A 24,207-nucleotide genomic window follows, 5' to 3' on the forward strand; every position below is an offset into this window, starting at 1 on the left:
CTATTGGGTTGATTTACGCAGTGTCAGCACATGCATTTCAGCAGGACTGCCCCAGCGAATTGGCAGATGTGCTGTTCCAAACCCTCTGCTGATCAGCAGCAGCGCATTTTTTGCGGAACCGTCACCTCTTGGCCAACTAAACTTTCCAGCGTCATATTTATGATAGAAATGCTCAACATGTCTTTGACCCACAAACGGAAGGATCACCTGGCCCCCATGCGTATGACCTGCCAGAATCAGGTCCGCTGGCACACTTTGGCGCTTGGACAACCAAAGCGGATCATGTACAAGAATTATACGACAGGTATCTTCAGCAGAAGTGTTTGTGGTTAATTGCGGAAAAGGACGGTATGGAGTTTTACCCCCATTTTTCGGAAAATCAATTCCGGTTAACCAAAGTTTAGCTCCCTCACGTTCAAAAGCCACATTTTCATCCATTAACAGTTTTGCACCACTGCCCTGAATAATCTCATCCACCCTTGTAATATTAGCCCGATAATCATGATTTCCATGCACTACATAGGTAGATGCAATAGAAGTAACTAGAGTCATATTATCGACAAGACGATTTAAAGGGCTATCTTTTTCCGTTAGATCTCCTCCCAGAAAGACAACATCTACTCCACCCTTTAATGGCATCAGAAGCGCGGACGGAAGGCGGCGGCGATGGATATCTGTTATAAACAAGATACGAAATCCATCGAACTCTTCAGGTAGCGAATCTAGCATTATTTCCTCGGTAATAATTCTGTTTCTAAACGCGTTGATCACCATGATTATGACAACAGCCGCAGCTATCAATAGAATGGCCAAGACCACTCCCCATGCCCATGTACTCACCATAATGTACTCAGTGGAGGCGCTCCTTCAATTCCCCACCAAAGCAGCCCTATCAGCAAAATAACAAAGATAAAAATCAAAGAGTTCACAAACATCTTGCTTAGACGAACTTTTTCTGAAGAATAAGTATCTGAACGAGAAGGAGCAGATTCTTCGTCCTTCTCTTTACTTCCTGTGGAAGAGCGCTTTGCAGAACCTGCTGGGCGGCGAGCTTTTCTTGATAAAGTTGCCGTAGAGACCCGAGCGGTAGCATTTTTCTTTATAGGAGCAGACTTCTTTTCAGGAGTAGCCTTTTTTACAGCCTCCGAAGTCCGCTTCTCTTTTTTACTTTTGCCAGGATGTTTGCTTTCACTTTTGTGTTGTTTTTGTCGAGACTTTACCCGGCTTAATTCCTCACTCATGATTCCCTCCTATAGCGGATCACCAGACCTGAGATCAGGTCGATGAAGAAGTGACATAGTATAGGGGCCCAGAGGCTGCCCGATTGAATGTAAATATATCCAAGACCATAACTGCTTAAGAACACCCAGCCGGTAGGTACAAAGTGACGTAAATAACGGACATGAATAAGAGCAAATACTATACTCGTCCAATAAGGGCCAATGGAATATTGGATGGCACCGCGGAATAAGAGCTCCTCACATACCGATACAATTGCTGCTATGACGATAATATGCCACACAGGGCGATTTCGAAATAAAAGGTCGTTTATTCCACCATCATCCATGCTTTCCTCAGGGACAATATGTGTCAATAAATAGTCAACAATTAGCATTGCAGCAGCAAGTCCGAGGCCCCATGCCACAAAATGTACTTTTTCTGGAATAATTAATAGCTGAAAAGGATTTCTTTTCTGAAATAATATCCATATCAAACCGATAATTAATGTGAGCCCCTGAGTGATATAGAGATTGAGCAGCAGAAGACGGTCTGTCAACTGGCCTGGTTCTACCTTTTTAACCTTAATCTCGCCAAATTTGAATTTTTTCATCGTGACCTGCCTGTTCTTTATTTTTTTCGGGCAGCTCCGAGAGAGAAACCGTCCATAGTGTTGCTATCAATACATAATACATAGGATAATCCCCCCAGAAAAAGGAGCATTTATTATGAGCAAACGTAAGTCCCGCAATCAAATGTTATACACGCTAGTTTTTTTGTTTTTCCTAGTTTGCGCCTTCGCCGCATTTTTTACTGGTGTCAAGGTTGGCGCAGACAAAACTGAAGCCAAATATGACAATCAATCAAGTATGAATGGTTTAGTAGAATTCACGGGCTCTTATCAACAGCAGGATCTGGTTACTTTCTATCATAACGTATTTTTGCCCTATCGGGAATTCAAGCGGAATTGGAACATTCAAGTAGATAAGTTAGCGCGCAGCACAGATGCTCGTATGAATGCGGCAGTAATGAAGAATCTAAGTATTCTAGCAGACCAGCAATATAAGAGAGTTAATCAAGATTCTATTTTCACTAACTCTCCTCTATTACATCAGTCACAGGTCAATGTACTCAAAAGCTTAACTTTATTTTCTAAGGCCTCCGGCAAAGTCTCTACTAGTGCATCTGGTGCAGAGACCGCAAAGTTATTGAAAAATGATGAATTTACAACTGGCGCCGTGAAGTACGGTCTGTTAGCACAAAAGAACTTCTATGATTCTATGCTAAAATGGGGCTCTAAGACAAACCAGAAAATACCTTCTGCACCTGGCGAACTAAAAACGATGTCTTTCATTCAGTGGAAAAAAATGCCCCTTCTTTTGAAGAATGCTTCTATCGCTGACATGATGTTGAATCGCGGAATTTTTGCAGGTTATGATCCTCAGGACATCACTGCTAAAATAGACGATATGATTTACTCAGGCACTGCAAACTCATTAAATCTTTCGGATATCCAGTCCTCAGTAACCTTGTTGATTTCTACAGGTGCTGTGCAGGAACAGGATTTTATAAAATGGCGGGAACAGTATTATAACAGGGAGACACTCCCTCAGCTTCCGTTCTTTTTTGAATAGAACCAGTTATTGAATCATAACGAAAAATGAAGTTCACTTCAAGAAACGCTACTTGTAAAGCCTATTGACACAACTTGCATACCGTGTTACATTATGAAAAAATTAATCATTCAAAACCGATGATGGAACAAAGATCCTGGAAGTCTTCAGAGAGCCGGTGGTTGGTGCAAACCGGTGACGAACAGCTATCTTTAGCGCTCCTGAGATATTGTATCGAACCTTAAAGTAGGTACAATCGGATCAACTCCGTTAACAGTGTGGCCTATGCAGGCCAATGAGGCTGCTTCTTCCAAGTTGCAGTGAATTAGGGTGGTACCACGAAGATAACTCTCGTCCCTTACTACGGCAGTAGTATGGGGTTGGGAGTTTTTTTAATTCCCTAATCCCCCATAAATACTACCTTATGCCCAAAGTTACCGATTTCGCGGTACTCTTGCACGCTGTTTCTTTTGTGCGACACCGCGTTGATCTACTATTATTACATGTTTTTCTCTACTAGTTCGTGAACCTTCTGGTATTGTGGACTGCCCATCAGGGCGTCCTCGACATATAAAGCTTTTCAACTTTAAGGGGGATAAGAAACCATGTTTAAAGTATTAGTATCGGATCCAATCAGTGATTTGGGCATTCAGCAATTGATGGACGCAACAGATGTAGTTGTAGACAAAAAAACAGGTCTCAGTGAAGATGAGCTCGTTGCAATCATCGGTGAATATGATGGTCTACTCGTCCGCAGTCAAACTACAGTAACTGAAAAAATTATCGAAGCTGGAAAAAACTTAAAGGTCATTGGTCGTGCAGGTGTGGGTGTAGATAATATCAAGCTGGAAGCTGCTACTCAACGTGGGGTTGTTGTTATCAACGCTCCTGATGGAAATACCATTACAACTTGTGAGCATGCTTTTGCAATGATGATGGCACTGGCCCGTCACATTCCACAAGCTTATGCAAAAACAATTGGTGGAACCTGGGATAGAAAAACCTTCGTGGGTGTAGAGCTTCGCGGCAAAACTTTAGGTGTACTGGGAATGGGCAGAATCGGTAGCGAAGTGGCTAAACGTGCCAAAGCTTTCGGCATGGAAATCCTTGCTTTTGATCCTTTCTTAACTGCTGAGCGTGCTGAGAAACTGGAAGTAAAATTAGCTTCCGTTGACGATGTAGTCCGCGGAGCAGACTTCATTACTGTGCACACTCCACTTACTCCGGAAACACGCCATATGATTTCCCGCCCGCAATTTGAAGTGATGAAAAAGGGAATGCGCATCATCAACTGTGCCCGTGGTGGTGTAATTGATGAAATGGCGTTAGTAGAAGCTATTGATAGCGGTATTGTTGCTGGCGCTGCATTTGACGTATTCGAAAAAGAGCCGCCACAAGCAGATCACCCATTCTTGTCGCATCCAAAAATTATCGTGACTCCTCACTTGGGCGCTTCTACAATTGAAGCTCAGGAGAATGTAGCGATCGATGTATCGGAACAAGTACTGCATATTCTGCGTAATGAACCGTTCATCAATGCTGTAAATATTCCTCCAGTTGCTCCAAGCGTAATGAACAAACTCCAGCCTTACTTCACACTTGGTGAGAAGCTGGGCAGCTTTGTTACCCAAATTACAGATAGTGCTATTCGTGAAATCCATGTTGAGTATGCGGGTGATCTGTCAGATGTCGATACCCAACCACTTACTCGTTATATTGTGAAAGGCGTGCTCTCCCGCCACTTCGCTGAGGATGTTAACATCGTTAACTCCATGCACTTGGCAAAAACACGCGACGTTAATGTAGTAATAACTAAAGCTTCCAAAACTAAAGGGTTCACTAATCTGATTACCGTGACCCTTAAAACAGATCACGACCAAGAACGTCTCGTAGCCGGAACATTGCTGCAAGGTTATGGAGAAAGAATTGTTCAAGTGAACAAGTTCCCAGTTGATATCGCTCCTGAAGGACATCAAATCGTCGTATCCCATAACGACAAACCAGGGATTATCGGACTTGTGGGCACATTGCTGGGTGAAAATGATGTCAATATCGCCTCCATGCAAGTGGGACGTAAAATCGTTGGTGGCGAAGCAATCATGCTGCTGACCGTTGATAAAGCTGTACCTACTCATGTGCTTGTGAAGCTTGCTGGCCTGCCAGAAATCAACACTGCCGAAGAAATCATTCTTCTGTAAGCAATAAGATAGAAATCAAACAACAGAGCAGCGACTCTCCCCTTATAGGAGTTTCGCTGCTTTTGTTGTTGATCGTCGACCTATTTCGGCTTCATTTACAACACCGAATCGAGTTCCCCTGGAGACTTACGGACCCAGATGGCCTTATAAGCAATAACTTCACCTTTGAAGCAGTGTTTCGGACTCCAGTGCCGCTATTCCTCAAAAAGAGAGCTAAATCAGGTGTTTTGCCTATCAATAGCATCTATGGGGACCGATAGCGTCCTAAATATACGAAAATGCTGCATTTAAGATCAGCTCTGTCCTTTACTGCTTCGTACACAGAAATGGGATCAAACAGATCAAGTTTGCTGTTTAGACTAAGAATGCGGGAACAGTCCGCCCATCGATGTCGGTAAATCCATACTTTTCAGCGAGCTTAGCAACCTGCTGCGGTTGACCGGTCATAGACATAACCTCAGGATCGGTTGCGAGAGCAGCGGCTGCCCTACCGATATAGGTTGTGGATTCAGTCATCTGCAATTCTTCAACCTCATGCCAATGCTCCTCATCCGTGTTCATGCTCTCCAACACCGCCTCTGTCCTCATCCAGCCCGGAGTAAGAGGAATAACTGCAATGTTGTCCTCTTTAAGCTCAATCGATAACCCGTAGGCCATGCGCACAAGTGTATTTTTAGAAAGATCATAATAGAAGTTTCCGAGATATTTGTAATGATCCCAAAAGGTTGTGTGGATGATTAGACCGCCAGCTTTTGCCTCGCGCATTAAAGGTATGGCGTAATAATTTGTTACCAACTGTGCCCTCACACCCGCATTAAACATATTGTCCCAATGCGCTGTTGGAAGCTCCCAGAAAGACTTCTGCTCAATAAGTAAATCGTTGCCGCCCCATACATTGTTGACTAAAATATCAAGCCGCCCTTGCTCTGAAGCAATCTGGCGAATGACCGTCTCTGTCTCCTGATCTTTTGTATGATCACATCGTATGGCGCTGCCGGACCCTCCCTCCGCTTTTATTTCCCTAAGCACGTTATCAATGCTCCGCTTGCTTTGCCCTGTGCCAGAGGCCTCTGTCGTTCTGCCCGTAATATAAACGAATGCACCTTTCCTTGCCAGCTCCAATGCAATTCCTCTACCAGCACCTCTGCTGCCTCCGGTGACCAATGCTACTTTTCCTTTTAAAGTCATGTTCTCAATCCTTTCTACATTTGTTTTTCTCTAAATGTTCTATATTTAATCCTTACCTTATATAAGTATAATTCTTTAATATGACATCAACTGACATATATAATATAATAATTAATTAAGAACTGACTAACATTTATTAGGAGGAGGCATGTTCCCTTAATGAGAGCCGATCGTTTGTTATCCATCTTACTTTTGCTGCAAAATCGTGGAAAGATGACGTCCCGTGAGCTAGCCCAGACCTTAGAAGTGTCTGAACGAACTGTGTTTAGAGATATGGAAGCCTTATGTACAGCAGGAATACCGATTCTTGCCGAACGGGGACGCGAAGGGGGCTGGATGCTCACGGAAGGATACCGAACCTCGTTAACGGGTATGAAGCCCTCAGAGATTGCTACTCTGCTGCTGTCCGCAGACTCCTCGATTTTAAAAGATCTGGGTATACAAAACGACTTTTCTTCTGCCGTACTCAAGCTGGAGGCTGCTTCCCCATCCAGGCCGAATAATCCAGCCAGTTACCTGAGCCAGCGCATTCATATTGATGGTGCCAGCTGGCACCCTTCCGACGAGACGTACCCGTTCCTATCTGTCTTGCAGGAAGCTGTTTGGGAAGACCGTAAAGTGAAGATCACTTACCCACGGAATGACGAGATGAAGGAGCGTTTCATTGAACCTCTCGGGTTAGTCGCAAAACGTGGAGTTTGGTATGTAGTGGCACGAACCGAGGGTGAAATGCGGACTTTTCGCGTGTCGAGATTAATACAAGCTGACGCAACTTATGAATCATTTGTCAGACCTGAGGCTTTTGATTTAAAAAGCTACTGGGAACAATCGACTTTAGCTTTTAAAGCAGCACTGCCAAAATATGTAGTGAACTTAAAGGTGAATGAGTCTATTCTTAAAGAATTACAACGTGAAAGATATGTAACTATAACTTTAGTAGAACCCTCTGCTAATACTGGGTGGATGAACGTGGAGGCCGAGTTTAATGCTATAGAATCTGCCTGTCGTATCGTACTCTCTTTCTCTCCTTCAGTTATTGTTTTAGCTCCTATCGAACTAGTAGGGATGGTAAAGTCTGCTATTAAAACAATTTCCACAATATATGAGGAATTTTGACATGAATTCTAAATATCTACTACTTAAAGAAGATTTATGACACTTCTCTATAGACCAATGACCTATAAATCCCCTATAATAACACCATTACATAAAATTTAATAAGGGGGACATTTTACCAATGAGCTGGATGCACAAACTTCCGTTAAAACAAAGAATTGTTGCCGGATGTTACCTCGTTGCCGCACTGTTTGCTATTCCTGTCTTAGTTACGTTAATGATTCTAGGTCAATTTCTCGTAGGAATTATACTAGTAGTTGTTCTTGCAGGTCTGACTTTACCTGTTGCTCGCTTCGTGGAGAGAACGCTTACATCATCTTTTGATGATATTGCTAATGTATCTCACAGTATTTCGAAGGGCGATTTCACTAGCAGAGCGGACGAAAATGGCTCAATGGGTGACGTAAGCCGCTCCTTTAACACAATGATTGATAAGCTCAAGAAGATTCTGACCGATGCATCGCAGATCACCCGTCAAGTTATGGATGCAAGCCGCGGAATCGAAGATAAGAACCAGAACCTGAAGATTGTCATGGCACAAGTAGCCTCTTCTTCTACTGAGCTCGCTCTTGGTGCAAATGAAATATCTACGGATATCGCTGATATGACAGAATCCATTAAAGACATTGAGACCAAAGTATCCAATTATACGAACTCCACCAAAGAAATGAACAGACGTTCAATACATACCTTAGAACTTGTTGAGCAAGGGCGCCAATCCGTAGATACACAGGCTGAAGGCATGCGCAAAAACATAGAGGCTACACAAAAAGTGGCTGATACTATTGAAGCTCTCTCACAAAATGCCCGCGGGATTACGATGATCACCAAGACCATCACAGAGATCGCTGAGCAGACCAACCTGCTGTCACTGAATGCCTCCATCGAAGCTGCTCGTGCCGGAGAGCATGGTCGGGGTTTTGCCGTTGTAGCTCAAGAGGTTCGCAAGCTTGCTGAAGAATCTACGGCATCCACAAAAGAAGTATTCGGCTTGGTCCGCAGCATTGAGTCAGATATTAAACAAGCCATCGATAATATTGCCATCAATGAAGAGGTTGTGCAGGTTCAGAATGAAATGATCACTCAATCTGCCCATATTTTCGCACAAATTGTACAAAGCGTGCAGTACATTACCGAGCAAATCTCTTCATTCTCTGCGGAGAGTGATCTTATGCTAGAAAGTGCCTTGAAAATTTCCAGTGCAATTGAGAATATCTCAGCAATCACCGAAGAAACTGCTGCTGGCACGGAAGAGGTATCGGCGGCTATGAATGAACAGATTAATGCCCTGCAGTCTGTTGCAGAAGAAACGGAAAAAATGACCCAGGCCGTATTTAATCTGCAAAAAACCATTCATATCTTTAAATTCTAGTTCAAAACTATCAACTGCCACCTAAGCTGAGTCTTAGGTGGCAGTTTTTTTCGCGAGGCAAAACTTCATCTCTTGGACAAGACTTTCGTCAAATTTCGAGTTTTTTTAGCGGATTATGTTGACAAAAATTAATGAGGAATATATTGTAAAGGAAAATTATTCTTATCAACTATAAATTAATATTGGCAAAATCCTCGAAAGAGGATGACGCAAAACCATGGATCTACAGCCTCATTTTTTCGTTTGAGGCCATGATTGCCAGGTTGCAGAGGAACCAGGACGGCTGAACTATTGTTCAGTCTTAGCGGTGCCTTATGCCACCAACCTGTGCTTACTATAGAGCACAGGTTTTTACTTTTTGAGTATATTGATCTATCGTATCTATTCGGTAGATTAATAACTAATATATATCAAAAAACTTGTGAGGTGTTTCTTTTGAAGACAGTCGCAGATTACATGGCGGAAGCACTACGTAACCTTGGAGTCACCCATTCTTTTGGGATCATTGGCAAATCCATTTGTCCAATAGTTCTAAAGATGGTGGATTACGGTATTGAATTTATTCCCGGCAGACATGAAGCAAGCTCCGGATTCGAAGCAGCAGGGTATGCGCTGAAAACGGGTAACCTAGGCGTAGCATTTGGTACTTCGGGTCCTGGGGGAACTAACCTGCTTACAGCAGCAGCACATGCGAAAGCTAACAACCTACCTGTCCTATTTATTACCGGCCACCAATCCATTACAGAGCTTGGAATTCCTCAATGTCAGGACTCCACCTCTTTTCTGGCTGATTTAGCTGATATGTTCAAACCTGCCACCTTGTTCAGTAAATTGGTTGAACGTGGGGATCACTTTGGTACTATTTTTAATCATGCGATTTCTGTGGCCCTGACCAAACGGGGTCCTGTTCATCTTTGTATTCCTTTTGATGTACAAACTGAAGTATTGGAAGAATGCAATATAGTAATCCCAGAAAGAGAATCTCTAATTAGTCAAGCTAATATCGATAGAGTCATCGATGCTATTCAAGCTGCTAAGAATCCTTTGATTATTGCGGGTAAAGGAATTAACCGCTCCGGAGCACATAAAGAGCTTGTTCAACTCGCAGAAACTTTTAATATTCCTGTAGTAACATCTCCAGGTGGAAAAGGGGCTATAGTCTGGGATCACCCACTCTATCATGGTCCTATTGGCGTTGGCGGTTCGACCCACGGGGACGATTTATTGAATAAAAGCGATTTATTTATAGTGCTTGGATCACGTTTAAGTGATATGACCATCTGTAATCTTAAACGGGAGAATCATCCAGCAACTTTAATTCAATTTGATATTGATCCAACCTTTGTCGGAAAAATACTATTGTCCAAAACGATACCGGTCACTGGGGACCTGCGCGATAATTTGGTGCACTGCCTAAATCATATTGACCCAAACACAATCACCAAACGTGAGGCTTTGGCCGATGCGGATTATTCAGAAGAGCTTCCAACCCTCAAGAATCTTTCCCTTGCTTCGGTAATGAGCACTTTAAGTGATTTGATCCCTTATAATAATTCAATTTTCGTTGATGATGGAAGTCATGGATTCCACGCTGCAAAATGGTACAAGGTTAAGAAACCGGGCAGCTTTGTTTTTGATGCGTATTTTGCTTGCATGGGTAATTCGATCGGCATGGCTATTGGTGCAAAAGTTGCTGCTCCTGAAGAAACTATCCTCTGCATTACAGGTGATGGTTGTTTCATGATGCTCGGCGCTGAGATTAACACCGCTGTCTGCAAAGATATCCCTGTCATCTTTATCGTGGTCAATAATAAGCAACTAGATATGGCTCTTAAGGGTATGGAGAAAACCACAGGTCGTATCGATGGAACTCTATATGAAGTACCAATGGACGCCGTAAAATTCGCTGAATCTCTAGGTGCTAAAGGCTACAAATGTGAGAATGCGGATGAATTCACAGCTGCAATTAAAGATGCGGTAGCTCTAAACCATGTTGCCGTTATTGAACTACTAACAGACCGTGATGAAGTCCCTCCGACTGCACACCGTACTTTGAACCTAAACTAGGAGGCTAACCATGAAGGAAAATATCAACAGTGGTCTCAACCACTTCACGAATCTATCAGGAGACTATGGCGCAAAAGCACTAGCTCCAATTAAAGACCACTTCCCTGACTTGGCTGAATTTATTATGGGGAATGCCTATGGCGATATTTTTCAACGTAATACTATAGCCCCTGACTGGAAGGAAATCGCAGTCATTTCATCTTTAATTTCAATGGGTCAATTCGAACAGTTGGGCGTTCATTATGTCATGGCCCTTCGTGTTGGAGTTACCGTAGAACAGCTTAAAGGTATTCTATTACACTTAGTACCCGTTATAGGGGCACCTAGAATCATTACAGCTTTTAATATCCTGCTTGCAACCATAGAAGAAATCCAATAACCCAACAGTTCGACAACAATATACAAAATTCGACTTTATTATTGCATACACTTGAAAAATATGCCTATAATAGAGTCGGAATATCCCATTACTTGCTGTATAGTGTCGAATTTTGACTTTTATAAAACAGCTAAATGGATATACATGGCTGGATATTGCAGTCGAACTGTTTTGGACAAATTCAATCTATGGGAGAGATTTAGGCATGGGAAGTTTCGTTTTGAAGACAGACACTACAAACAAGGTTATTAACATTGAGTTAGATGGAACATTTTCTGAAGAAGATGGTCTAAAATCTATTCAAGCTTATCAACAAACTATCAATCCAATTACTCCAGCTGACTATGAACTAAAAATCGACTGCAGAAAGCTAAATGTAACTGCACCAGATGTTGTACCTCTTTTAGAAAGCTGCTTTGTAATGTTTAAGAATGATGGATTTGTAAAAGTAAATCTAACGCTTGAAAATAACCCGATCCTCAAAATGCAGCTTTCCCGTCTTGGCCGTAAAGCTGGACTCGATAACATCGAGATCATTTCTGCGGTTACAGTCTAGATCTTTTAATCTTAATATGTAGGCCACATTTTACTGCTTTCCTGGAGGCGTATTATGACCGGAATTCGTATTAAAGGCATTGATATCTATCATCCCAGCAATATAGTTGGTAACGACTTTTTCATTAAGCATTTTGACGAAAAAGGCATTGATATTCGAGGTCTATTATCCGCATTAGGTCGTATTACACGGTATAGTATTAAGGATGCGGATGAGAATTCCCTTACGATGGCTTTTGAGGCTGCCAGGAATGTTCTGGAGTCACAGGTGCCGATATCGACCTTATTGCCTATGCAAGTCAAACTCCTGAGTATATCTTTCCTACCAACTCATTAATGATTCACCGTTTGATCAAAGGCGCATCCCATACGATCTGCATTGACAGTAATGCTAATTGTGCGGGTATGACGGCTTCTGTGGAACAGGTTAGCCGTCAGATGCAAGCGAATCCTAGGATTAAACGAGCGTTGGTCATCGGCTCCGATTATGTAACCCCTCATGCCGATAAGAATGATCCAGTCTATTACGCTAACTTCGGTGATGCAGCGGCGGCAGTCATTCTTGAACAAGCTGAGGATGTGGTCGGTTTCATTGACTCTATCTACCAAACGGATCCTTGTGTTTGCGATAATTCCAAGTTCCCGTGCGCAGGCCTGGCTAAACTGGGTAAACAAGGTGTAGCGGCTGGAGAGTTTAATGTGAAGTTTATTCCTTTTGATAATTCCATTTGCATAGATGCTGCTTCTGAGTCTATTCGTACTCTACTGTCTAACAACAATATCGCGCCTGAAGCCATTAAAGCAGCCTGCTTCTCACAGTTTTCACTGCCTAATATCTTAGAGATGTGTGAGAAAGTCGGCATTGATCGCAATGTAGCGGTATACATAGGGGATGAATTCGGATATACCTCTACCAGCAGCCCATTTATTGCTCTACATAAAGCTGTAACTACTGGAAAGATCGAACGTGGTGATAAAGTCCTGTTCTGGACAGTGGGTGCCGGTTGGCAAAATGTAGCATTTGTTATTGAATATTAGGAGCTGTATAACAAAAAGCGGCAAGCTAGGGATTCACCTAAGCTTGCTGCTTTTTAATATAAATATGAACGCAACATCAGGACTTACTCGCAAAGGTGAGCCCCTTTTCCGCGAGAGCACTCCGTAATAGGACGATCGCCTTTGGCCCCAATCCATGTAGCTGCAGAAGCTCTGCTTCAGTAAGCTTGCTGAATTGTTGAAGCTGAACATATCCAGCCCCATGCAGGGCTCGAAGCGCCGGCTTAGATAGTCCGCCCGGCAGATCAGATTCGGTTCCGTTGACCATAGATATATACAGCTCCTTTATCACTGATATCCTTCATGCTTCTCCCAACCCATGGTACGCGCTACAGCGTCCTTCCAGGCGTTGTAACGACCTTCCCGCTCAGTTATACCCATCTCAGGCGAGAAGACCCTCTCAGCCTTGTTGAAGCTCTCTAGCTGGGCACGTGTCCAGACTCCGGACGTTAACCCGGCCAGAAGCGCCGCACCCAAAGCTGTTGTCTCCGCATAGGTTGTTCTAGTAACCTCACTGCCCAGGATATCAGACTGGAATTGCATCAGCAAATCGTTACGCACAGCTCCGCCATCCACACGAAGGCCGGTCAATGGCATGCCTGCGTCTTTTTCCATAGCTCCTATTACATCTCTAGATTGAAAGGCTAAGGACTCCAATGTAGCTCGCACCAGATGTCCTGAGGTAGTGCCTCTAGTAAGGCCAAATATGGCTCCACGGGCATACATATCCCAATAGGGTGCCCCCAGTCCGGTAAACGCAGGCACAACGATAACCCCTTCACTGTCCTCTACTTCCCGTGCTTTATCTTCTGAGCCTGCTGGCTCCTCTATAAGACCAAGACCCTCCTGCAGCCACTGAACAGCCGCTCCGGCCACGAACACACTGCCCTCTAGGGCATAATAGAGTTCATCTCCCATACCCCAAGCTACAGTGGTCAACAAGCCATGACTGGAGGCTACAGCTTCTGTGCCTGTGTTCATTAGAATAAAACAGCCTGTACCATAGGTGTTTTTGGCACTGCCGGGTTCTAGACAAGTATGTCCAAACAATGCGGCCTGTTGATCTCCAAGTACAGAGCGAATTGGAATGTCCGCCCCGAACCACTGTTTGTCTGCTACTCCAAATTCGCCGCCAGACATTCTTACTTCTGGCAGGATGGCACGCGGAATACGGAGCTCTTCCATTAGCTCTTCATCCCAGCACCGTTCATGAAGATTAAACAGCATCGTACGTGAGGCATTGGTAACATCCGTGACATGTACGGCTCCGCAAGTAAGTCTCCAAATTAACCAGCTGTCGATCGTCCCTGCTAGAAGTTCCCCACGATTCGCCCGTTCTCGGGCGCCATCCACATGATCCAGTATCCAGGAGATTTTGGTAGCTGAGAAATAAGCATCTACAACAAGGCCCGTCTTGCTCGCAATAACTTGCTCCAGCCCTTTACTTTTAAGTTCTTCACATTGCTCTGCAGTACGCCTGTCCTGCCACACAATCGCAGGGTATATCGGTTTGCCAGTTATTTTATCCCAGATTAAAGCTGTTTCTCTCTGATTGGTTATTCCGATGGCAGAGATCTCCTCAACTGCTATGCCACCCCGCGCAATCGCATCTCTTGCCGCTGCGAGCTGTGACGCCCAGATTTGCTCAGGGTCATGCTCTACCCAGCCTGGATGGGGGAAGGATTGTTTAACTTCATATTGACCTTGTGAGACCCATTTAGCCTCCGTATCGAACAATATGGCTCGTGAGCTGGTAGTACCTTGGTCTAAAGATAAAATCATTCTATGCCCTCCCAAGCAAAACCTACAAGATATGTTCCACGATGAACAAGATTAATGTGTTTGTTTCAACAAAAAGCACCTCTGCTGTCAGAGGCGCTATCACACATTGTGTTTGGAATTACTGTTTTTCGACAGGAAGTCTTAGCGTAAAGGTTGTACTTTCGCCTAGTTTGCTTGAAGCTGAGATGGTCCCGTGATGCGACTCTACAATATTTTTAACAATCGCAAGCCCAAGTCCCGTTCCACCTGATTCTCCCCGTACACGCGCCTTATCAGCTTTGTAGAAGCGGTCGAATATATACGGCAGATCCTCTGGTGGAATTCCAACCCCTTCATCCTGAATTTTAATCTCAAGATAACGACGGCCTTCTAATACACAAGTTCCTGTATGAACCGTGATTTTTTTGCCACCCTGTGTGTGGCGGAAAGCATTATCGAGTAAATTGGTTAGGACTTGTTCCAGTTTATCCTCATCCGCTGCCTTCAGAACAGCAATATCGCTCTGTTGCTGCAAGTGAAGATGGATATCGCGCTCTTTGGCACGTACAGAAAATTTACGGTAGACTCGTTCCAGCAGTTCATTCATGTCCACCTGAGCTTTCATCATATCCGTATGTCCGGCTTCCATTCGGGCAAGATCAAGCAAATCCTTAACCAGACGCCCCATACGCAGTGATTCGTCATGAATGACCTGGATCAGCTCACTGCTTTCTTCGGGGGATGAAGCCATCCCGTCCAATAAAGCCTCACTGTACCCTTGCATCATCGACAACGGAGTGCGTATTTCATGGGAGACGTTAGCAACGAAGTCTCTGCGCATCTTTTCCAGACGCACCTCTTCCGTCACATCCCGCAGTACAGCAACTACTCCCCGGATGCTGCCTTCAGAATATAATGGTGCCATATGAACAGACCAGACGCCCTGCCGCACATGTACATTGGAGCGGTCATCGCCACCTTGTTTCAGGGTGCTTAAAAATAAAGGACGCAGGGGAGGCGGAACACTGCTCTCAGCCGTTTCGGGATGGAGCTCAGCATCACTCGCATGTTCCCACTGCAAATCGCTCCAGCTCTCTAGCAGAGCTTGGCCGTGCGGATTGGTCAAAATAATCTGCCCTTCAATATCAAAGGTGATCACAGCATCGCTCATACTGCGCAGTACGCTAGATAAATGCCCCTTCTCATGATGCAGACTGCGAATATTCTCTTCAAGCTCCTCAGCCATATGGTTAAAGGAAGTCGCCAACTGGCCAATTTCATCACTTGTGACCAGCGTAAGCCTTGTTCCGTATTCTCCCCGGCGAATGTTATTCGCAGCTTCAATGACACGCTGCATCGGCTGGGTGATTTTGGTAAACAAAAATAACGCAAAAAATGTAGTCAAAGAAAATCCGATCATACAAGTATACATAAATAAACGTTTGATATCTCCGGAATTGGCAAAGTTACTGTCTATGTAGGGAAGCAAAAATAACCCCAAGGTAATAAGTACGACAGCGACCAGGCAGATGATCGTAACCCACAGTTTGCCGACAAGACTTCTCCAGAAGTTCACTTATTTAGGTACCTCTAGTTTGTAGCCTACGCCCCATACGGTCGTAATCATCGCTGCGGATTCCGGTGATACTTTATTCAGTTTTTCACGAAGGCGTTTTACGTGAGTATCTACAGTACGCAAATCTCCGAAAAATTCATAATTCCAGACATCCTTAAGCAGTTCTTCACGAGAAAATACTTTATCCGGCGAAATAGCCAAATAATGCAGAAGTTCATATTCTTTAGGTGTCAAACTCACTTCTTCACCACCAGCAGTCACACGGTGAGCATCATGCTCAATAATAAGATGAGTAAATACAATGTTATTGCTGGAATTGCTCTCCTTGGACAAGAAAGCAGTTGCCGAAGAACGGCGCATAATAGCCTTCACCCGGTAAATGACTTCACGTGGACTGAAGGGCTTCACAACGTAATCGTCTGCGCCCATCTCAAAGCCCTGAACACGGTTGATCTCTTCGCCTTTAGCTGTAAGCATTAACACCGGTGTTGACTTCACTCCTCTGAGTCTTGTCAGCACTTCCATCCCATCGATGCCAGGCAGCATAACATCCAGCAATATTAGACCGTAGTCATTTGCTGTTGCTTTACGAAGAGCGATTTCTCCGTCTTCCGCTTCATCGATTTCATAACCTTCTTTTTCAAGATACATCTTTAGCAGGCGGCGAATACGTTCCTCATCATCCACTACCAGAATTCTGTTTAAATGATCTGCCATTTCACTACAACCCCTTCATCAATACAGTAGAACGTAATCTTTAAACCATTGTGCAACGTTAACAGGTAAACTATGCTCAGTCCGTCCCCGCGTAAGAATGAAGTCCGGCGATGACTAAATTAACGCCAACCAGAGTAAACATTACGACCAGGAAGCCAAGCACAGCCAGCCAGGCAGATTTTCTTCCTTGCCATCCACGAGCCAAACGTAAATGAAGATAAGCGCTATAGAAGAGCCAAGTGACAAGCGCCCAGACTTCCTTAGGATCCCATCCCCAGAATCTTCCCCAAGCGATTTGCGCCCATATCATTGCAAAGATCAAAGCGCCTAATGTGAAAATAGGAAAGCCAATGGCTATCGCCCTATACGTAATCTCATCTAGATCGCCCTCATCAATTCCGTCCATCACTGGGTGTAAAGCAGTGCCCAGCGGTTTACGTACGATCAAGCGAAGAACTCCGTAGAGGATTAATCCGGAAAGGAGTGACCAAATTACAGTATTAAACTTCCGTCCAGCATTTACACCATTCATCCAAGATGGTGCCTCAAAGAGTGGTTCTTTTATGCCAAGAAACGACTGGAAGCTCTCAATTTCGCTATTGTGAGGTGCCACAATCGGCGGCATTCGATAACTCACTTTCTCTATTGTACTATTTTCCTGCCCGGGGCTGTCAATCGTAACGTTCGGACGGACAAAAACAGTTTCGTAGCCTGCTCCGCGGAATGCAAAAACAGAACCCAGAAACCCAATTATAACAATGATTGAAAAGAGAGTAAATTCGACCAGCCTCTGTTGCTTGCGATCCGCCTTCTCTTTACTGGAAAAATTGACTGTTCGCAGCAGATACATCAGTCCCGCCGCAAACCCTACTGCGAAGAAGGATTCACCTAGTGCAGCCAGTGTTACGTGAATCTTTAAATAGTTCGATTGAAGAGATGGAATCAGCGGCTGTACTTCCTGTGGAAATACTGCGGCATAAGCCATCACAATAATACTGATTGGAACTGCAAAGAGACCCAAGATTACCTTACGATAAATAGCGTACATCACAGTAAAGGCAACCATGACCATCATCGATAAAAAAGTCATGAACTCGTACATGTTGCTGACCGGAATATGCCCTGAGCCCGCCCAACGTGTAAAGAAATAAATAAGATGAAAGATAAGACCTATTGAAGAGAAAATAAAAGCAATTTTGCCCCAACGTGCGGTATGTTCCTCCGGCTTGCGGCCTGACCACTTGCGACCCATGATGGCGATAGTGAATAACATAAACGAACCGCTGTATAATAAAAATGCGGCAATAAAGACAGCGCTGCTGATGTCGAGCAAGCTCATGAAAGGCCTCCTCCATTATCTAATGATTTTTCATCGACTACCAGATCTACTTTTTCTAAAATAGAAACGATCTCACGGCGGAAACCGAACCAGTTCTTGTTCGTATGTCCTCCGAGGATAAGCTCCCCGTTAGCAACGGTAAGCCAGATACGTCTATGCTGCCAGTAGAAGCCAAGCACTAAACCCAGCATCACGATTGCTGCACCTAGCCATACAAACGGCATTGCACGATCAATACGTATATTCAAGTAAGTAGTCGATTCCGAAAAATCAACGTCGCTCATGTTGTCCACTTCAAGCTCAAGAAATCTATTGCTCCCGCCAAGCTTATCGTTAATGGCAGCCTGTTGAAACTGCGCCTTATCCACCTGTTTAGGAAAATAGAAATACTGCTGCCCTTCCGCCGGGAGATCCGGACCTTGTATCAGGAACAAAAAAGCAGGTGCATTCGGATAAGGTGATTTGGAAATCGGCTGTCCATCCTCATTTAGACCAAAATCCATATACTTTTCTTTCAAAGTTAAAGTATAAGGACCCGCCTGAATTGCCCGCGGAGGATTCTTCATGTCCAGCTTAAATTTGCCGAACGCCTCGCCAGTGGTGGAATTCTTAAGCTCAGGCTGTACCGAACGCAGCACCGGGGTCAGATCATAATCAAACTGATACGCTTTCAATCCTTTATAATCCAAAGGTGAATTTACTTGGATATCATGTTTCGTCACCTCGGATAGCTGTGGTTCCTTCGAAGGGTCTCCACAATCCGCGGTGCATTCATAAAGCACAGCTTGGGTCTGGAATAGCTTTGGAAGTATTTTTTTGCCTCGAAATTCCTCAGGCATCTCTTCCTCCGTATAAAACTCCACGGTGAATTTCTCATTTTTCAAATAATAGGTGGTGTCCGGAATCTGTGTGATCTCCCCTTGCGGGAAAGCAAGATGCTGATCCATGTTCAGTCCCGGCAATCCTCTTGCTAATACAGCAAGTAAAAAAATAATTAAGCCAATATGTATTACATAAGGTCCCCAGCGGCTGAAGCGATGTTTCTCTGCCAGCAGAGCTCCTCCATCCGTCTTCACGCGATAGCCCTTTTTACGCATTGGCTGAATTACCCGGGCTACCCAAGCTTCTGGTTCCTCTTGTACTTCAGTTACTAACACAGCTTTTTGCCGAGTTAAGAACTGACGATGTTTCCGAATCTTCTGCCTGGTTAAGGCCTTATAGAGCGGAAGTACTCGGTCCAAGCTACAGATCACAAGTGAAGCGCCGATCATTACGAGTAGAGTTACAAACCACCAGGATTCGTATGTATGTGAAAGTCCAAGTTTGTGATAAATATATCCGGCTGTTCCGTACTCTTGCTTGTAATAAATTGAGGCATCAATATTAAGAAAAGTACTCTCCTGCGGGAAAATCGTCCCTAACATAGAGCCTATAAGTGTCAACACGATCAGATAGATCGCTATTTTGACGGAAGAGAAAAAGTTCCACACCCGATCAATAATCCCCGGGTTAACGCGCTGAGAACGGCGAGCTACGCCATCGTAACGCATTTCCAAATTCTCGCCCCAGTCTGATTCTTTACCCAACGGCTTCCCGCATGCTTCGCATAAAACAGTGCCTACAGGGTTCTGGTGACCACATTCACATTTGGTATTGGTTATAAATGCCTCGCGTTCACTCATCAATCCACCAGCTTCCCAATTTGATCATCAAGTGAATTCAAATCAAGCTGGCCGATATGAATGTTGTCAATTTTACCCTTGGAATTAATGAATAAGGTAGTTGGCAGCGGAGAAATACCATAACTTCGTACAGCATCACGTCCAGTGTCCATCAAAATCGGAAAATCGATGTTTACTTGCTTCACAAAATTCTCGACAGTCATCCGGTCTTCGCCCACATTAATGCCTAAGACCACTACGTCCTTGTCCTTCCATTTCTCCCATTGCGCTTGGAGAGCCGGCATTTCTTTGACACAAGGTGCACACCAAGAGCCCCAGAAATTAAGCACAATAGTCTTGCCCTTATATTCGTCTAGGGTATGAGCCAGACCGTCAAGCCCAAGCAAATCAAAGGAAGGTGCTTTGCTCCCTTCCTCTGGTTTGCCGCTTCCCCCAAATACAGAGGAACCGATGGCATAACCGCCCACTATAACAATTAGAAACAGAATCACGATTTGAATTGGTTTTCTTGCTTTACCCACACGTAAAGCCCCCTTCTGTGACGCAACTCATACTTATGTTGTAAGGTGTGAACATCCTATGAACATTATAGCGAATTTCGTCACAGCTTTAGGGGGTTTAATTGTGAATATTCTGTGTCTTTATGACTCTTTACGTGGAGTTCTTTCTTTAAGCAATCCTGCTTTGGCAATTTGCTGCAGATGGTTAATTTCATCCTTGGTCAAATGACGGTATGAGCCACGTTTGAGATTTTGCAGCATAATATCCCCGAATGAAATCCGTTTCAGACGGAGTACGGGGTGTGAAATCGCATCAAACATGCGTCGTACCTGACGATTACGTCCTTCGTGAATCGTGATGCTGATTACCGCTTCTTTATTTGCTTCATCAATATCCTTGTACTCTACTTCCGCAGGCGCTGTCATGCCATCTTCCAGCTTAATGCCAGCTTTCAGCTTGTCCAATGCAGTACCATGCGGTATACCCTTGACCGTAGCATGATACGTCTTAGGTACATGGTGCTTCGGATGGGTTAGCAAGTTAGCAAAGTCCCCATCATTTGTCAGCAGCAGCAAACCTTCCGTATCGTAATCGAGCCGGCCTACAGGGTAAACCCGTTCAGTAATTCCTTTTAGGTAGTCAGTTACAACCTTACGACCCTTTGGATCGGAAGCGCTTGTGATAACTCCCTTAGGTTTGTTGAACATAATATAGATTTTGTTCTCGCCCCGGATCAGTCTACCGGAAACTTTAATAATATCTGTTGCGGGGTCCACCTTCGTGCCAAGCGTAGTTACGAGTTCCCCGTTGACTTCCACTTTACCGGCCAAAATCATTTCTTCACACTTACGTCTGGACGCCACACCGGCCTGCGCCAAAATTTTCTGTAATCTTTCCATATTCGACTAGTCACCTCAGATCAATGATAACCATCAGAGGGATAAATCACAAGTTCATTCCAAGGAAAAAATGCTCCTGGGCAGGAATTATTGTGGGGTTCGATGATTAAAGGGGAGATTTGGTAGCGTTCTACTAATTCTAAAACGAGTTTAGCCGTTGCAAAAAGCTGCTCCTTCCTTCCGGATATTGGAGGATCGCCCACTTCCTTTCCAAAATCACCTTCCAAACAAATATGAATATACTCTGGATCTGTCAGTAGCGGTGCTGCATAAATTGCGCCATCCACTCCTACCCAGAAGTCAAAACCTTTACCGTTAATGGATGTACAGCTAGAATGATGCAGAATAAAACCTTTATAGTTCATTGCGGAATGCCCCCCTCCACATTGCTGCAATAGCATATGTTCAGGGGGGCAATGGGGTGACTATCCAAATAATAGCAGACACACAGCGATCGCAGCGACAAAGCCGACAACATCGGAGAACAGGCCAACCTTAAGCGCATAACGGCCATTCCGTACGCCTACAGCTCCAAAGTAAACGGTCAAAACATACAGCGTTGTATCTGTGCTCCCCTGTATGGTGGAAGCAATCATACCAATTAAAGAATCCGGGCCATGCACACGGATCAGATCCGTAGTGTAGGCAAGCGACCCTGTCCCCGTAAGCGGCCGCAGAAGACCAAGCGGCAATACTTCGGCAGGAACACCAAGCCCACGCAGGGCAGGGGAAATGAAACCCATGAAAAAGTCCAGCGCACCAGAAGCGCGAAAAACACTGATCGCAACCAGCATCCCCACAAGATGGGGAATAATCGCAATGGCCGTGCCAAACCCATCTTTCGCGCCTTCAACAAAGGATTCGTAGACTGGCACTTTGCGCGTAAAAGCATAGAGCGGGATGAACGTGATCATGACCGGAATCGCCCATGCCGATATGAGACTGATGAACTGGTACAAATCACGTTCACCCTTTCAATGAGGAATTAGGGAGTGTTGTCTTCGTCAAAGGAGGAACCCCAGACTTTGCTGAAGGGGGCTTCGGCGGTTTGCGCAGTAAAGTCAGCCTTCGGAAAAACCGGTCTGCCGCAATCGCTGCAAGTGTCGCCACGGCCGTTGCTGCAAGTGTTGTACCTACTATGCCTGCGGGATCGGCTGAACCATAGTTTAACCGGATGGCAATCAGTGTGGCTGGGATAAGCGTAATGCTTGCTGTGTTAAGTGCTAGAAGAGTACACATGGCTGGTGTGGCGGTCTCTTTATCAGGGTTAAGCTTTTGCAGCTCCTGCATCGCCTTGATGCCCATTGGCGTTGCGGCATTGCCTAGTCCCAGCAGATTAGCACTCATATTGGAGAGAATATATCCAATGGCAGGATGCCCTTTCGGCACATCAGGGAATAAAAAAGCTACGACAGGGCCAAGCACCTTGGCAATCTTTTTAAGCAAACCTGCATCTTCTGCTATCTTCATGATTCCAAGCCAGAACACAAGCACACTGATTAAGCCAAAACTAACCGTTACCCCACTCTTGGCTCCGTCGAATACGGCGGCTGTAAACTCATCCATTCTGCCGTTAACGGCGGCGAACAGAAAACCGATGATGATCATTCCTAGCCAAATCCCGTTAATCATGGATACGCCTCCTTCTTCATTCATCAGCCCATTTTCTTATTTCGAACTCGCTCCCATTTCAAATAGAGCTTTCAGCGCACTGCCCAGCGCCTGGAACCAATTGTTTGCCGGATAAGACTGGGCTAGTGTGGGACTATACTTTTTCATATAAGCAGATTGCTCAGGAGGCAGATTCTCAGGAGTATACACCGGCACGCGGCCTATTTCTTTTCCGCCCAGCTCCAGCACAAGCGCCCCTTGCAATCCAAAATTTGCTCGCGTAGCTTCGGCTGAGACCGTTTCCTTCTGATTCAAAACAAGTTTCGTGATCACTCTATTTTGTTCACCTTGTCCAAGTGGATAAGCAAAGGTTTTGGAGGTTACAAAGTTATAGCCCGTCACGGCATCACCACGTTCGATCAGTGTTTTGAGCGGATAGTGATTAAACCCGAAGTTTAGCAGGGAAGCATGATCATTCCAGTCATCGCCGTCATTTATAGTAACTGCAACAAGCTGCTGGCCGTTTCTGGTGGCAGAGCTGACAAGGCAGCGCAGTGCTTTTTTGGTATAACCTGTCTTTACACCGTCCGCTCCCTCGTATAAATACAGCATCTTATTTTTGTTTCTCCATTTGTAATCCCATTTCTCATTTGGATTGTCTGCAGTTTTCTCCTGCGTCTTCACAATTTCTTTAAATACAGGATTATGAAGAGCATAAGCGGTCAGAACAGCCAAGTCGTTGGCACTTGAATAATGCCCTTCAGCGTCAAGACCATGGGGATTAGCAAAATGAGTATGGGTTAGCCCTAGCTCCTCAGCCTTAGCGTTCATCAGGTATACAAAACCTTCTTCAGAACCACCGATATGCTCAGCGATCGCCGTTGCTGCATCATTCCCTGAGCGCAGCATCAGGCCATACAGCATATTTTCCAGCGTCATCTCTTCCCCCTGCTGCAAGTAAATAGAAGAGCCTTCTTTCGCATAGGCATTTTTTCCTACTTTGACTTTAGAGGCTAAATCACCATTCTCAATGGCGACGAGGGCGGTCATAATTTTGGTCAAGCTGGCAATAAGCATAGGCTCATCCCCACGGCTGCTGTACAAAATACGCCCGGATTCCACATCAATCAGTGCCGCTGCTCTTGCATGTGTAGAGATAGAGCTGTTCTCGGCCTGAATTGAAGATAGCGGCGCCAGAAGCAGCAGCGAAAGGCACAATATTAAGGCGAATGGCCATTTACGGGTTATTGTCTTCATGTTCATCCTCCGGCTTCTTATCGGATCTTAAGTAAAAGTGTTTATGTTGTACAAGTGTATGCGGACCAGCCTTAGGGTATGTCCACTCCTTGGGATGTTCCA

25 protein-coding genes, 1 riboswitch and 1 other annotated feature are annotated in these 24,207 nt (G+C 44.7%); of the genes, 9 read left to right on the plus strand and 16 right to left on the minus strand.

Annotation, left to right across the window (positions count from 1 at the left end):
• Genes NSQ50_RS20715 through NSQ50_RS20725 form a run of 3 tightly spaced genes read right to left on the minus strand, consistent with a single transcriptional unit; the run spans window position 1 to window position 1,831 of the window.
• Window positions 1–843: a metallophosphoesterase gene (locus NSQ50_RS20715; protein ID WP_051490906.1), complete on the minus strand. Its 843-nt coding sequence runs from the start codon at window positions 841–843 to the stop codon at window positions 1–3.
• The gene (locus NSQ50_RS20720) at window positions 837–1,241 is read right to left on the minus strand and encodes a hypothetical protein (RefSeq protein ID WP_036676199.1); all 405 of its coding nucleotides are present in this window, start codon (window positions 1,239–1,241) and stop codon (window positions 837–839) included. Before NSQ50_RS20720 ends, NSQ50_RS20715 begins: the two co-directional genes overlap by 7 nt.
• Window positions 1,238–1,831: a CPBP family intramembrane glutamic endopeptidase gene (locus NSQ50_RS20725; RefSeq protein WP_036676197.1), complete on the minus strand. Its 594-nt coding sequence runs from the start codon at window positions 1,829–1,831 to the stop codon at window positions 1,238–1,240. The genes NSQ50_RS20720 and NSQ50_RS20725 overlap by 4 nt, the downstream gene beginning before the upstream one ends.
• A gap of 115 nt (window positions 1,832–1,946) precedes the next feature.
• Between NSQ50_RS20725 and NSQ50_RS20730 the strand changes: the two genes are divergently transcribed.
• Window positions 1,947–2,852, plus strand: a complete 906-nt coding sequence (locus NSQ50_RS20730; RefSeq protein ID WP_036676195.1) for a hypothetical protein — start codon at window positions 1,947–1,949, stop codon at window positions 2,850–2,852.
• Between the two features lie 110 nt (window positions 2,853–2,962).
• Window positions 2,963–3,193, plus strand: a binding site (T-box leader).
• A 243-nt stretch (window positions 3,194–3,436) separates the two neighbouring features.
• On the plus strand, window positions 3,437–5,029 hold the full coding sequence (serA, locus tag NSQ50_RS20735; RefSeq protein ID WP_036676193.1) for a phosphoglycerate dehydrogenase: 1,593 nt from the start codon (window positions 3,437–3,439) through the stop codon (window positions 5,027–5,029).
• A 354-nt stretch (window positions 5,030–5,383) separates the two neighbouring features.
• On the opposite strand, the gene NSQ50_RS20740 is transcribed toward serA, so the two are convergent.
• On the minus strand, window positions 5,384–6,217 hold the full coding sequence (locus NSQ50_RS20740; RefSeq protein WP_036676191.1) for an SDR family NAD(P)-dependent oxidoreductase: 834 nt from the start codon (window positions 6,215–6,217) through the stop codon (window positions 5,384–5,386).
• A 159-nt stretch (window positions 6,218–6,376) separates the two neighbouring features.
• Between NSQ50_RS20740 and NSQ50_RS20745 the strand changes: the two genes are divergently transcribed.
• The 7 genes from NSQ50_RS20745 to NSQ50_RS20775 all read left to right on the plus strand — a co-directional run bounded on the left by NSQ50_RS20745 (window position 6,377) and on the right by NSQ50_RS20775 (window position 12,744).
• On the plus strand, window positions 6,377–7,333 hold the full coding sequence (locus NSQ50_RS20745; protein ID WP_076127480.1) for a helix-turn-helix transcriptional regulator: 957 nt from the start codon (window positions 6,377–6,379) through the stop codon (window positions 7,331–7,333).
• A gap of 121 nt (window positions 7,334–7,454) precedes the next feature.
• Complete coding sequence (locus NSQ50_RS20750; RefSeq protein WP_036676188.1) at window positions 7,455–8,705, plus strand: methyl-accepting chemotaxis protein; 1,251 nt, start codon at window positions 7,455–7,457, stop codon at window positions 8,703–8,705.
• Between the two features lie 174 nt (window positions 8,706–8,879).
• Window positions 8,880–8,976: riboswitch (cyclic di-GMP riboswitch) on the plus strand.
• A 155-nt stretch (window positions 8,977–9,131) separates the two neighbouring features.
• Window positions 9,132–10,772, plus strand: a complete 1,641-nt coding sequence (locus NSQ50_RS20755; protein WP_143760464.1) for a thiamine pyrophosphate-binding protein — start codon at window positions 9,132–9,134, stop codon at window positions 10,770–10,772.
• Between the two features lie 10 nt (window positions 10,773–10,782).
• Window positions 10,783–11,151, plus strand: coding sequence for a carboxymuconolactone decarboxylase family protein (locus NSQ50_RS20760; protein ID WP_036676184.1), 369 nt, complete (start codon window positions 10,783–10,785; stop codon window positions 11,149–11,151).
• Between the two features lie 112 nt (window positions 11,152–11,263).
• On the plus strand, window positions 11,264–11,707 hold the full coding sequence (locus NSQ50_RS20765; RefSeq protein ID WP_248548483.1) for a hypothetical protein: 444 nt from the start codon (window positions 11,264–11,266) through the stop codon (window positions 11,705–11,707).
• 54 nt (window positions 11,708–11,761) lie between these two features.
• Complete coding sequence (locus tag NSQ50_RS20770; protein WP_256717012.1) at window positions 11,762–12,043, plus strand: hypothetical protein; 282 nt, start codon at window positions 11,762–11,764, stop codon at window positions 12,041–12,043.
• Window positions 12,043–12,744, plus strand: coding sequence for a 3-oxoacyl-[acyl-carrier-protein] synthase III C-terminal domain-containing protein (locus NSQ50_RS20775; protein ID WP_340949704.1), 702 nt, complete (start codon window positions 12,043–12,045; stop codon window positions 12,742–12,744). Before NSQ50_RS20770 ends, NSQ50_RS20775 begins: the two co-directional genes overlap by 1 nt.
• Before the next feature lie 76 nt (window positions 12,745–12,820).
• Here NSQ50_RS20775 and NSQ50_RS20780 read toward each other — a convergent pair whose 3' ends face one another.
• The 12 genes from NSQ50_RS20780 to NSQ50_RS20835 form a co-directional block, all read right to left on the minus strand.
• Window positions 12,821–13,030 (minus strand): DNA-binding protein, encoded by a 210-nt coding sequence (locus NSQ50_RS20780; protein ID WP_076127474.1) that lies wholly within the window; start codon window positions 13,028–13,030, stop codon window positions 12,821–12,823.
• A gap of 20 nt (window positions 13,031–13,050) precedes the next feature.
• Entirely contained in the window at window positions 13,051–14,544 is a 1,494-nt protein-coding gene (gene glpK / locus NSQ50_RS20785; RefSeq protein WP_076213562.1) for a glycerol kinase GlpK, read from the minus strand.
• 118 nt (window positions 14,545–14,662) lie between these two features.
• On the minus strand, window positions 14,663–16,099 hold the full coding sequence (locus NSQ50_RS20790; protein WP_076101492.1) for an ATP-binding protein: 1,437 nt from the start codon (window positions 16,097–16,099) through the stop codon (window positions 14,663–14,665).
• The gene (locus NSQ50_RS20795; RefSeq protein ID WP_036676174.1) at window positions 16,100–16,816 is read right to left on the minus strand and encodes a response regulator transcription factor; all 717 of its coding nucleotides are present in this window, start codon (window positions 16,814–16,816) and stop codon (window positions 16,100–16,102) included.
• A 76-nt stretch (window positions 16,817–16,892) separates the two neighbouring features.
• Entirely contained in the window at window positions 16,893–18,155 is a 1,263-nt protein-coding gene (gene ccsA, locus NSQ50_RS20800) for a cytochrome c biogenesis protein CcsA (protein ID WP_036676173.1), read from the minus strand.
• A complete protein-coding gene (gene resB / locus NSQ50_RS20805; RefSeq protein WP_038572442.1) occupies window positions 18,152–19,837 on the minus strand; it encodes a cytochrome c biogenesis protein ResB in 1,686 nt (561 codons plus the stop codon). The genes ccsA and resB overlap by 4 nt, the downstream gene beginning before the upstream one ends.
• On the minus strand, window positions 19,837–20,358 hold the full coding sequence (locus NSQ50_RS20810) for a redoxin domain-containing protein (protein ID WP_038572444.1): 522 nt from the start codon (window positions 20,356–20,358) through the stop codon (window positions 19,837–19,839). The genes resB and NSQ50_RS20810 overlap by 1 nt, the downstream gene beginning before the upstream one ends.
• 120 nt (window positions 20,359–20,478) lie before the next feature.
• Complete coding sequence (locus NSQ50_RS20815) at window positions 20,479–21,237, minus strand: pseudouridine synthase (RefSeq protein WP_036676166.1); 759 nt, start codon at window positions 21,235–21,237, stop codon at window positions 20,479–20,481.
• A 20-nt stretch (window positions 21,238–21,257) separates the two neighbouring features.
• Entirely contained in the window at window positions 21,258–21,602 is a 345-nt protein-coding gene (locus tag NSQ50_RS20820; RefSeq protein ID WP_036676164.1) for an N-acetylmuramoyl-L-alanine amidase, read from the minus strand.
• 60 nt (window positions 21,603–21,662) lie between these two features.
• Entirely contained in the window at window positions 21,663–22,196 is a 534-nt protein-coding gene (locus NSQ50_RS20825) for a spore maturation protein (RefSeq protein ID WP_036676158.1), read from the minus strand.
• A 7-nt stretch (window positions 22,197–22,203) separates the two neighbouring features.
• Window positions 22,204–22,869, minus strand: coding sequence for a nucleoside recognition domain-containing protein (locus NSQ50_RS20830; protein WP_036676157.1), 666 nt, complete (start codon window positions 22,867–22,869; stop codon window positions 22,204–22,206).
• 36 nt (window positions 22,870–22,905) lie between these two features.
• A complete protein-coding gene (locus NSQ50_RS20835) occupies window positions 22,906–24,105 on the minus strand; it encodes a D-alanyl-D-alanine carboxypeptidase family protein (RefSeq protein ID WP_178420405.1) in 1,200 nt (399 codons plus the stop codon).
• Between the last annotated feature and the right edge of the window lie 102 nt (window positions 24,106–24,207).

The organism is Paenibacillus sp. FSL R10-2788, from assembly GCF_038003885.1.
Classification (GTDB): Bacteria; Bacillota; Bacilli; order Paenibacillales; family Paenibacillaceae; genus Paenibacillus_AQ; species Paenibacillus_AQ odorifer.

Bases quoted from the DNA above. Each gene is read 5' to 3' on its own strand.
- NSQ50_RS20715 (WP_051490906.1), bottom strand. From the start codon at position 843: ATGGTGAGTACATGGGCATGGGGAGTGGTCTTGGCCATTCTATTGATA.
- NSQ50_RS20720 (WP_036676199.1), bottom strand. From the start codon at position 1,241: ATGAGTGAGGAATTAAGCCGGGTAAAGTCTCGACAAAAACAACACAAA.
- NSQ50_RS20725 (WP_036676197.1), bottom strand. From the start codon at position 1,831: ATGAAAAAATTCAAATTTGGCGAGATTAAGGTTAAAAAGGTAGAACCA.
- NSQ50_RS20730 (WP_036676195.1), top strand. From the start codon at position 1,947: ATGAGCAAACGTAAGTCCCGCAATCAAATGTTATACACGCTAGTTTTT.
- serA (WP_036676193.1), top strand. From the start codon at position 3,437: ATGTTTAAAGTATTAGTATCGGATCCAATCAGTGATTTGGGCATTCAG.
- NSQ50_RS20740 (WP_036676191.1), bottom strand. From the start codon at position 6,217: ATGACTTTAAAAGGAAAAGTAGCATTGGTCACCGGAGGCAGCAGAGGT.
- NSQ50_RS20745 (WP_076127480.1), top strand. From the start codon at position 6,377: ATGAGAGCCGATCGTTTGTTATCCATCTTACTTTTGCTGCAAAATCGT.
- NSQ50_RS20750 (WP_036676188.1), top strand. From the start codon at position 7,455: ATGAGCTGGATGCACAAACTTCCGTTAAAACAAAGAATTGTTGCCGGA.
- NSQ50_RS20760 (WP_036676184.1), top strand. From the start codon at position 10,783: ATGAAGGAAAATATCAACAGTGGTCTCAACCACTTCACGAATCTATCA.
- NSQ50_RS20770 (WP_256717012.1), top strand. From the start codon at position 11,762: ATGACCGGAATTCGTATTAAAGGCATTGATATCTATCATCCCAGCAAT.
- NSQ50_RS20775 (WP_340949704.1), top strand. From the start codon at position 12,043: ATGATTCACCGTTTGATCAAAGGCGCATCCCATACGATCTGCATTGAC.
- NSQ50_RS20780 (WP_076127474.1), bottom strand. From the start codon at position 13,030: ATGGTCAACGGAACCGAATCTGATCTGCCGGGCGGACTATCTAAGCCG.
- glpK (WP_076213562.1), bottom strand. From the start codon at position 14,544: ATGATTTTATCTTTAGACCAAGGTACTACCAGCTCACGAGCCATATTG.
- NSQ50_RS20795 (WP_036676174.1), bottom strand. From the start codon at position 16,816: ATGGCAGATCATTTAAACAGAATTCTGGTAGTGGATGATGAGGAACGT.
- ccsA (WP_036676173.1), bottom strand. From the start codon at position 18,155: ATGAGCTTGCTCGACATCAGCAGCGCTGTCTTTATTGCCGCATTTTTA.
- resB (WP_038572442.1), bottom strand. From the start codon at position 19,837: ATGAGTGAACGCGAGGCATTTATAACCAATACCAAATGTGAATGTGGT.
- NSQ50_RS20815 (WP_036676166.1), bottom strand. From the start codon at position 21,237: ATGGAAAGATTACAGAAAATTTTGGCGCAGGCCGGTGTGGCGTCCAGA.
- NSQ50_RS20820 (WP_036676164.1), bottom strand. From the start codon at position 21,602: ATGAACTATAAAGGTTTTATTCTGCATCATTCTAGCTGTACATCCATT.
- NSQ50_RS20830 (WP_036676157.1), bottom strand. From the start codon at position 22,869: ATGATTAACGGGATTTGGCTAGGAATGATCATCATCGGTTTTCTGTTC.
- NSQ50_RS20835 (WP_178420405.1), bottom strand. From the start codon at position 24,105: ATGAAGACAATAACCCGTAAATGGCCATTCGCCTTAATATTGTGCCTT.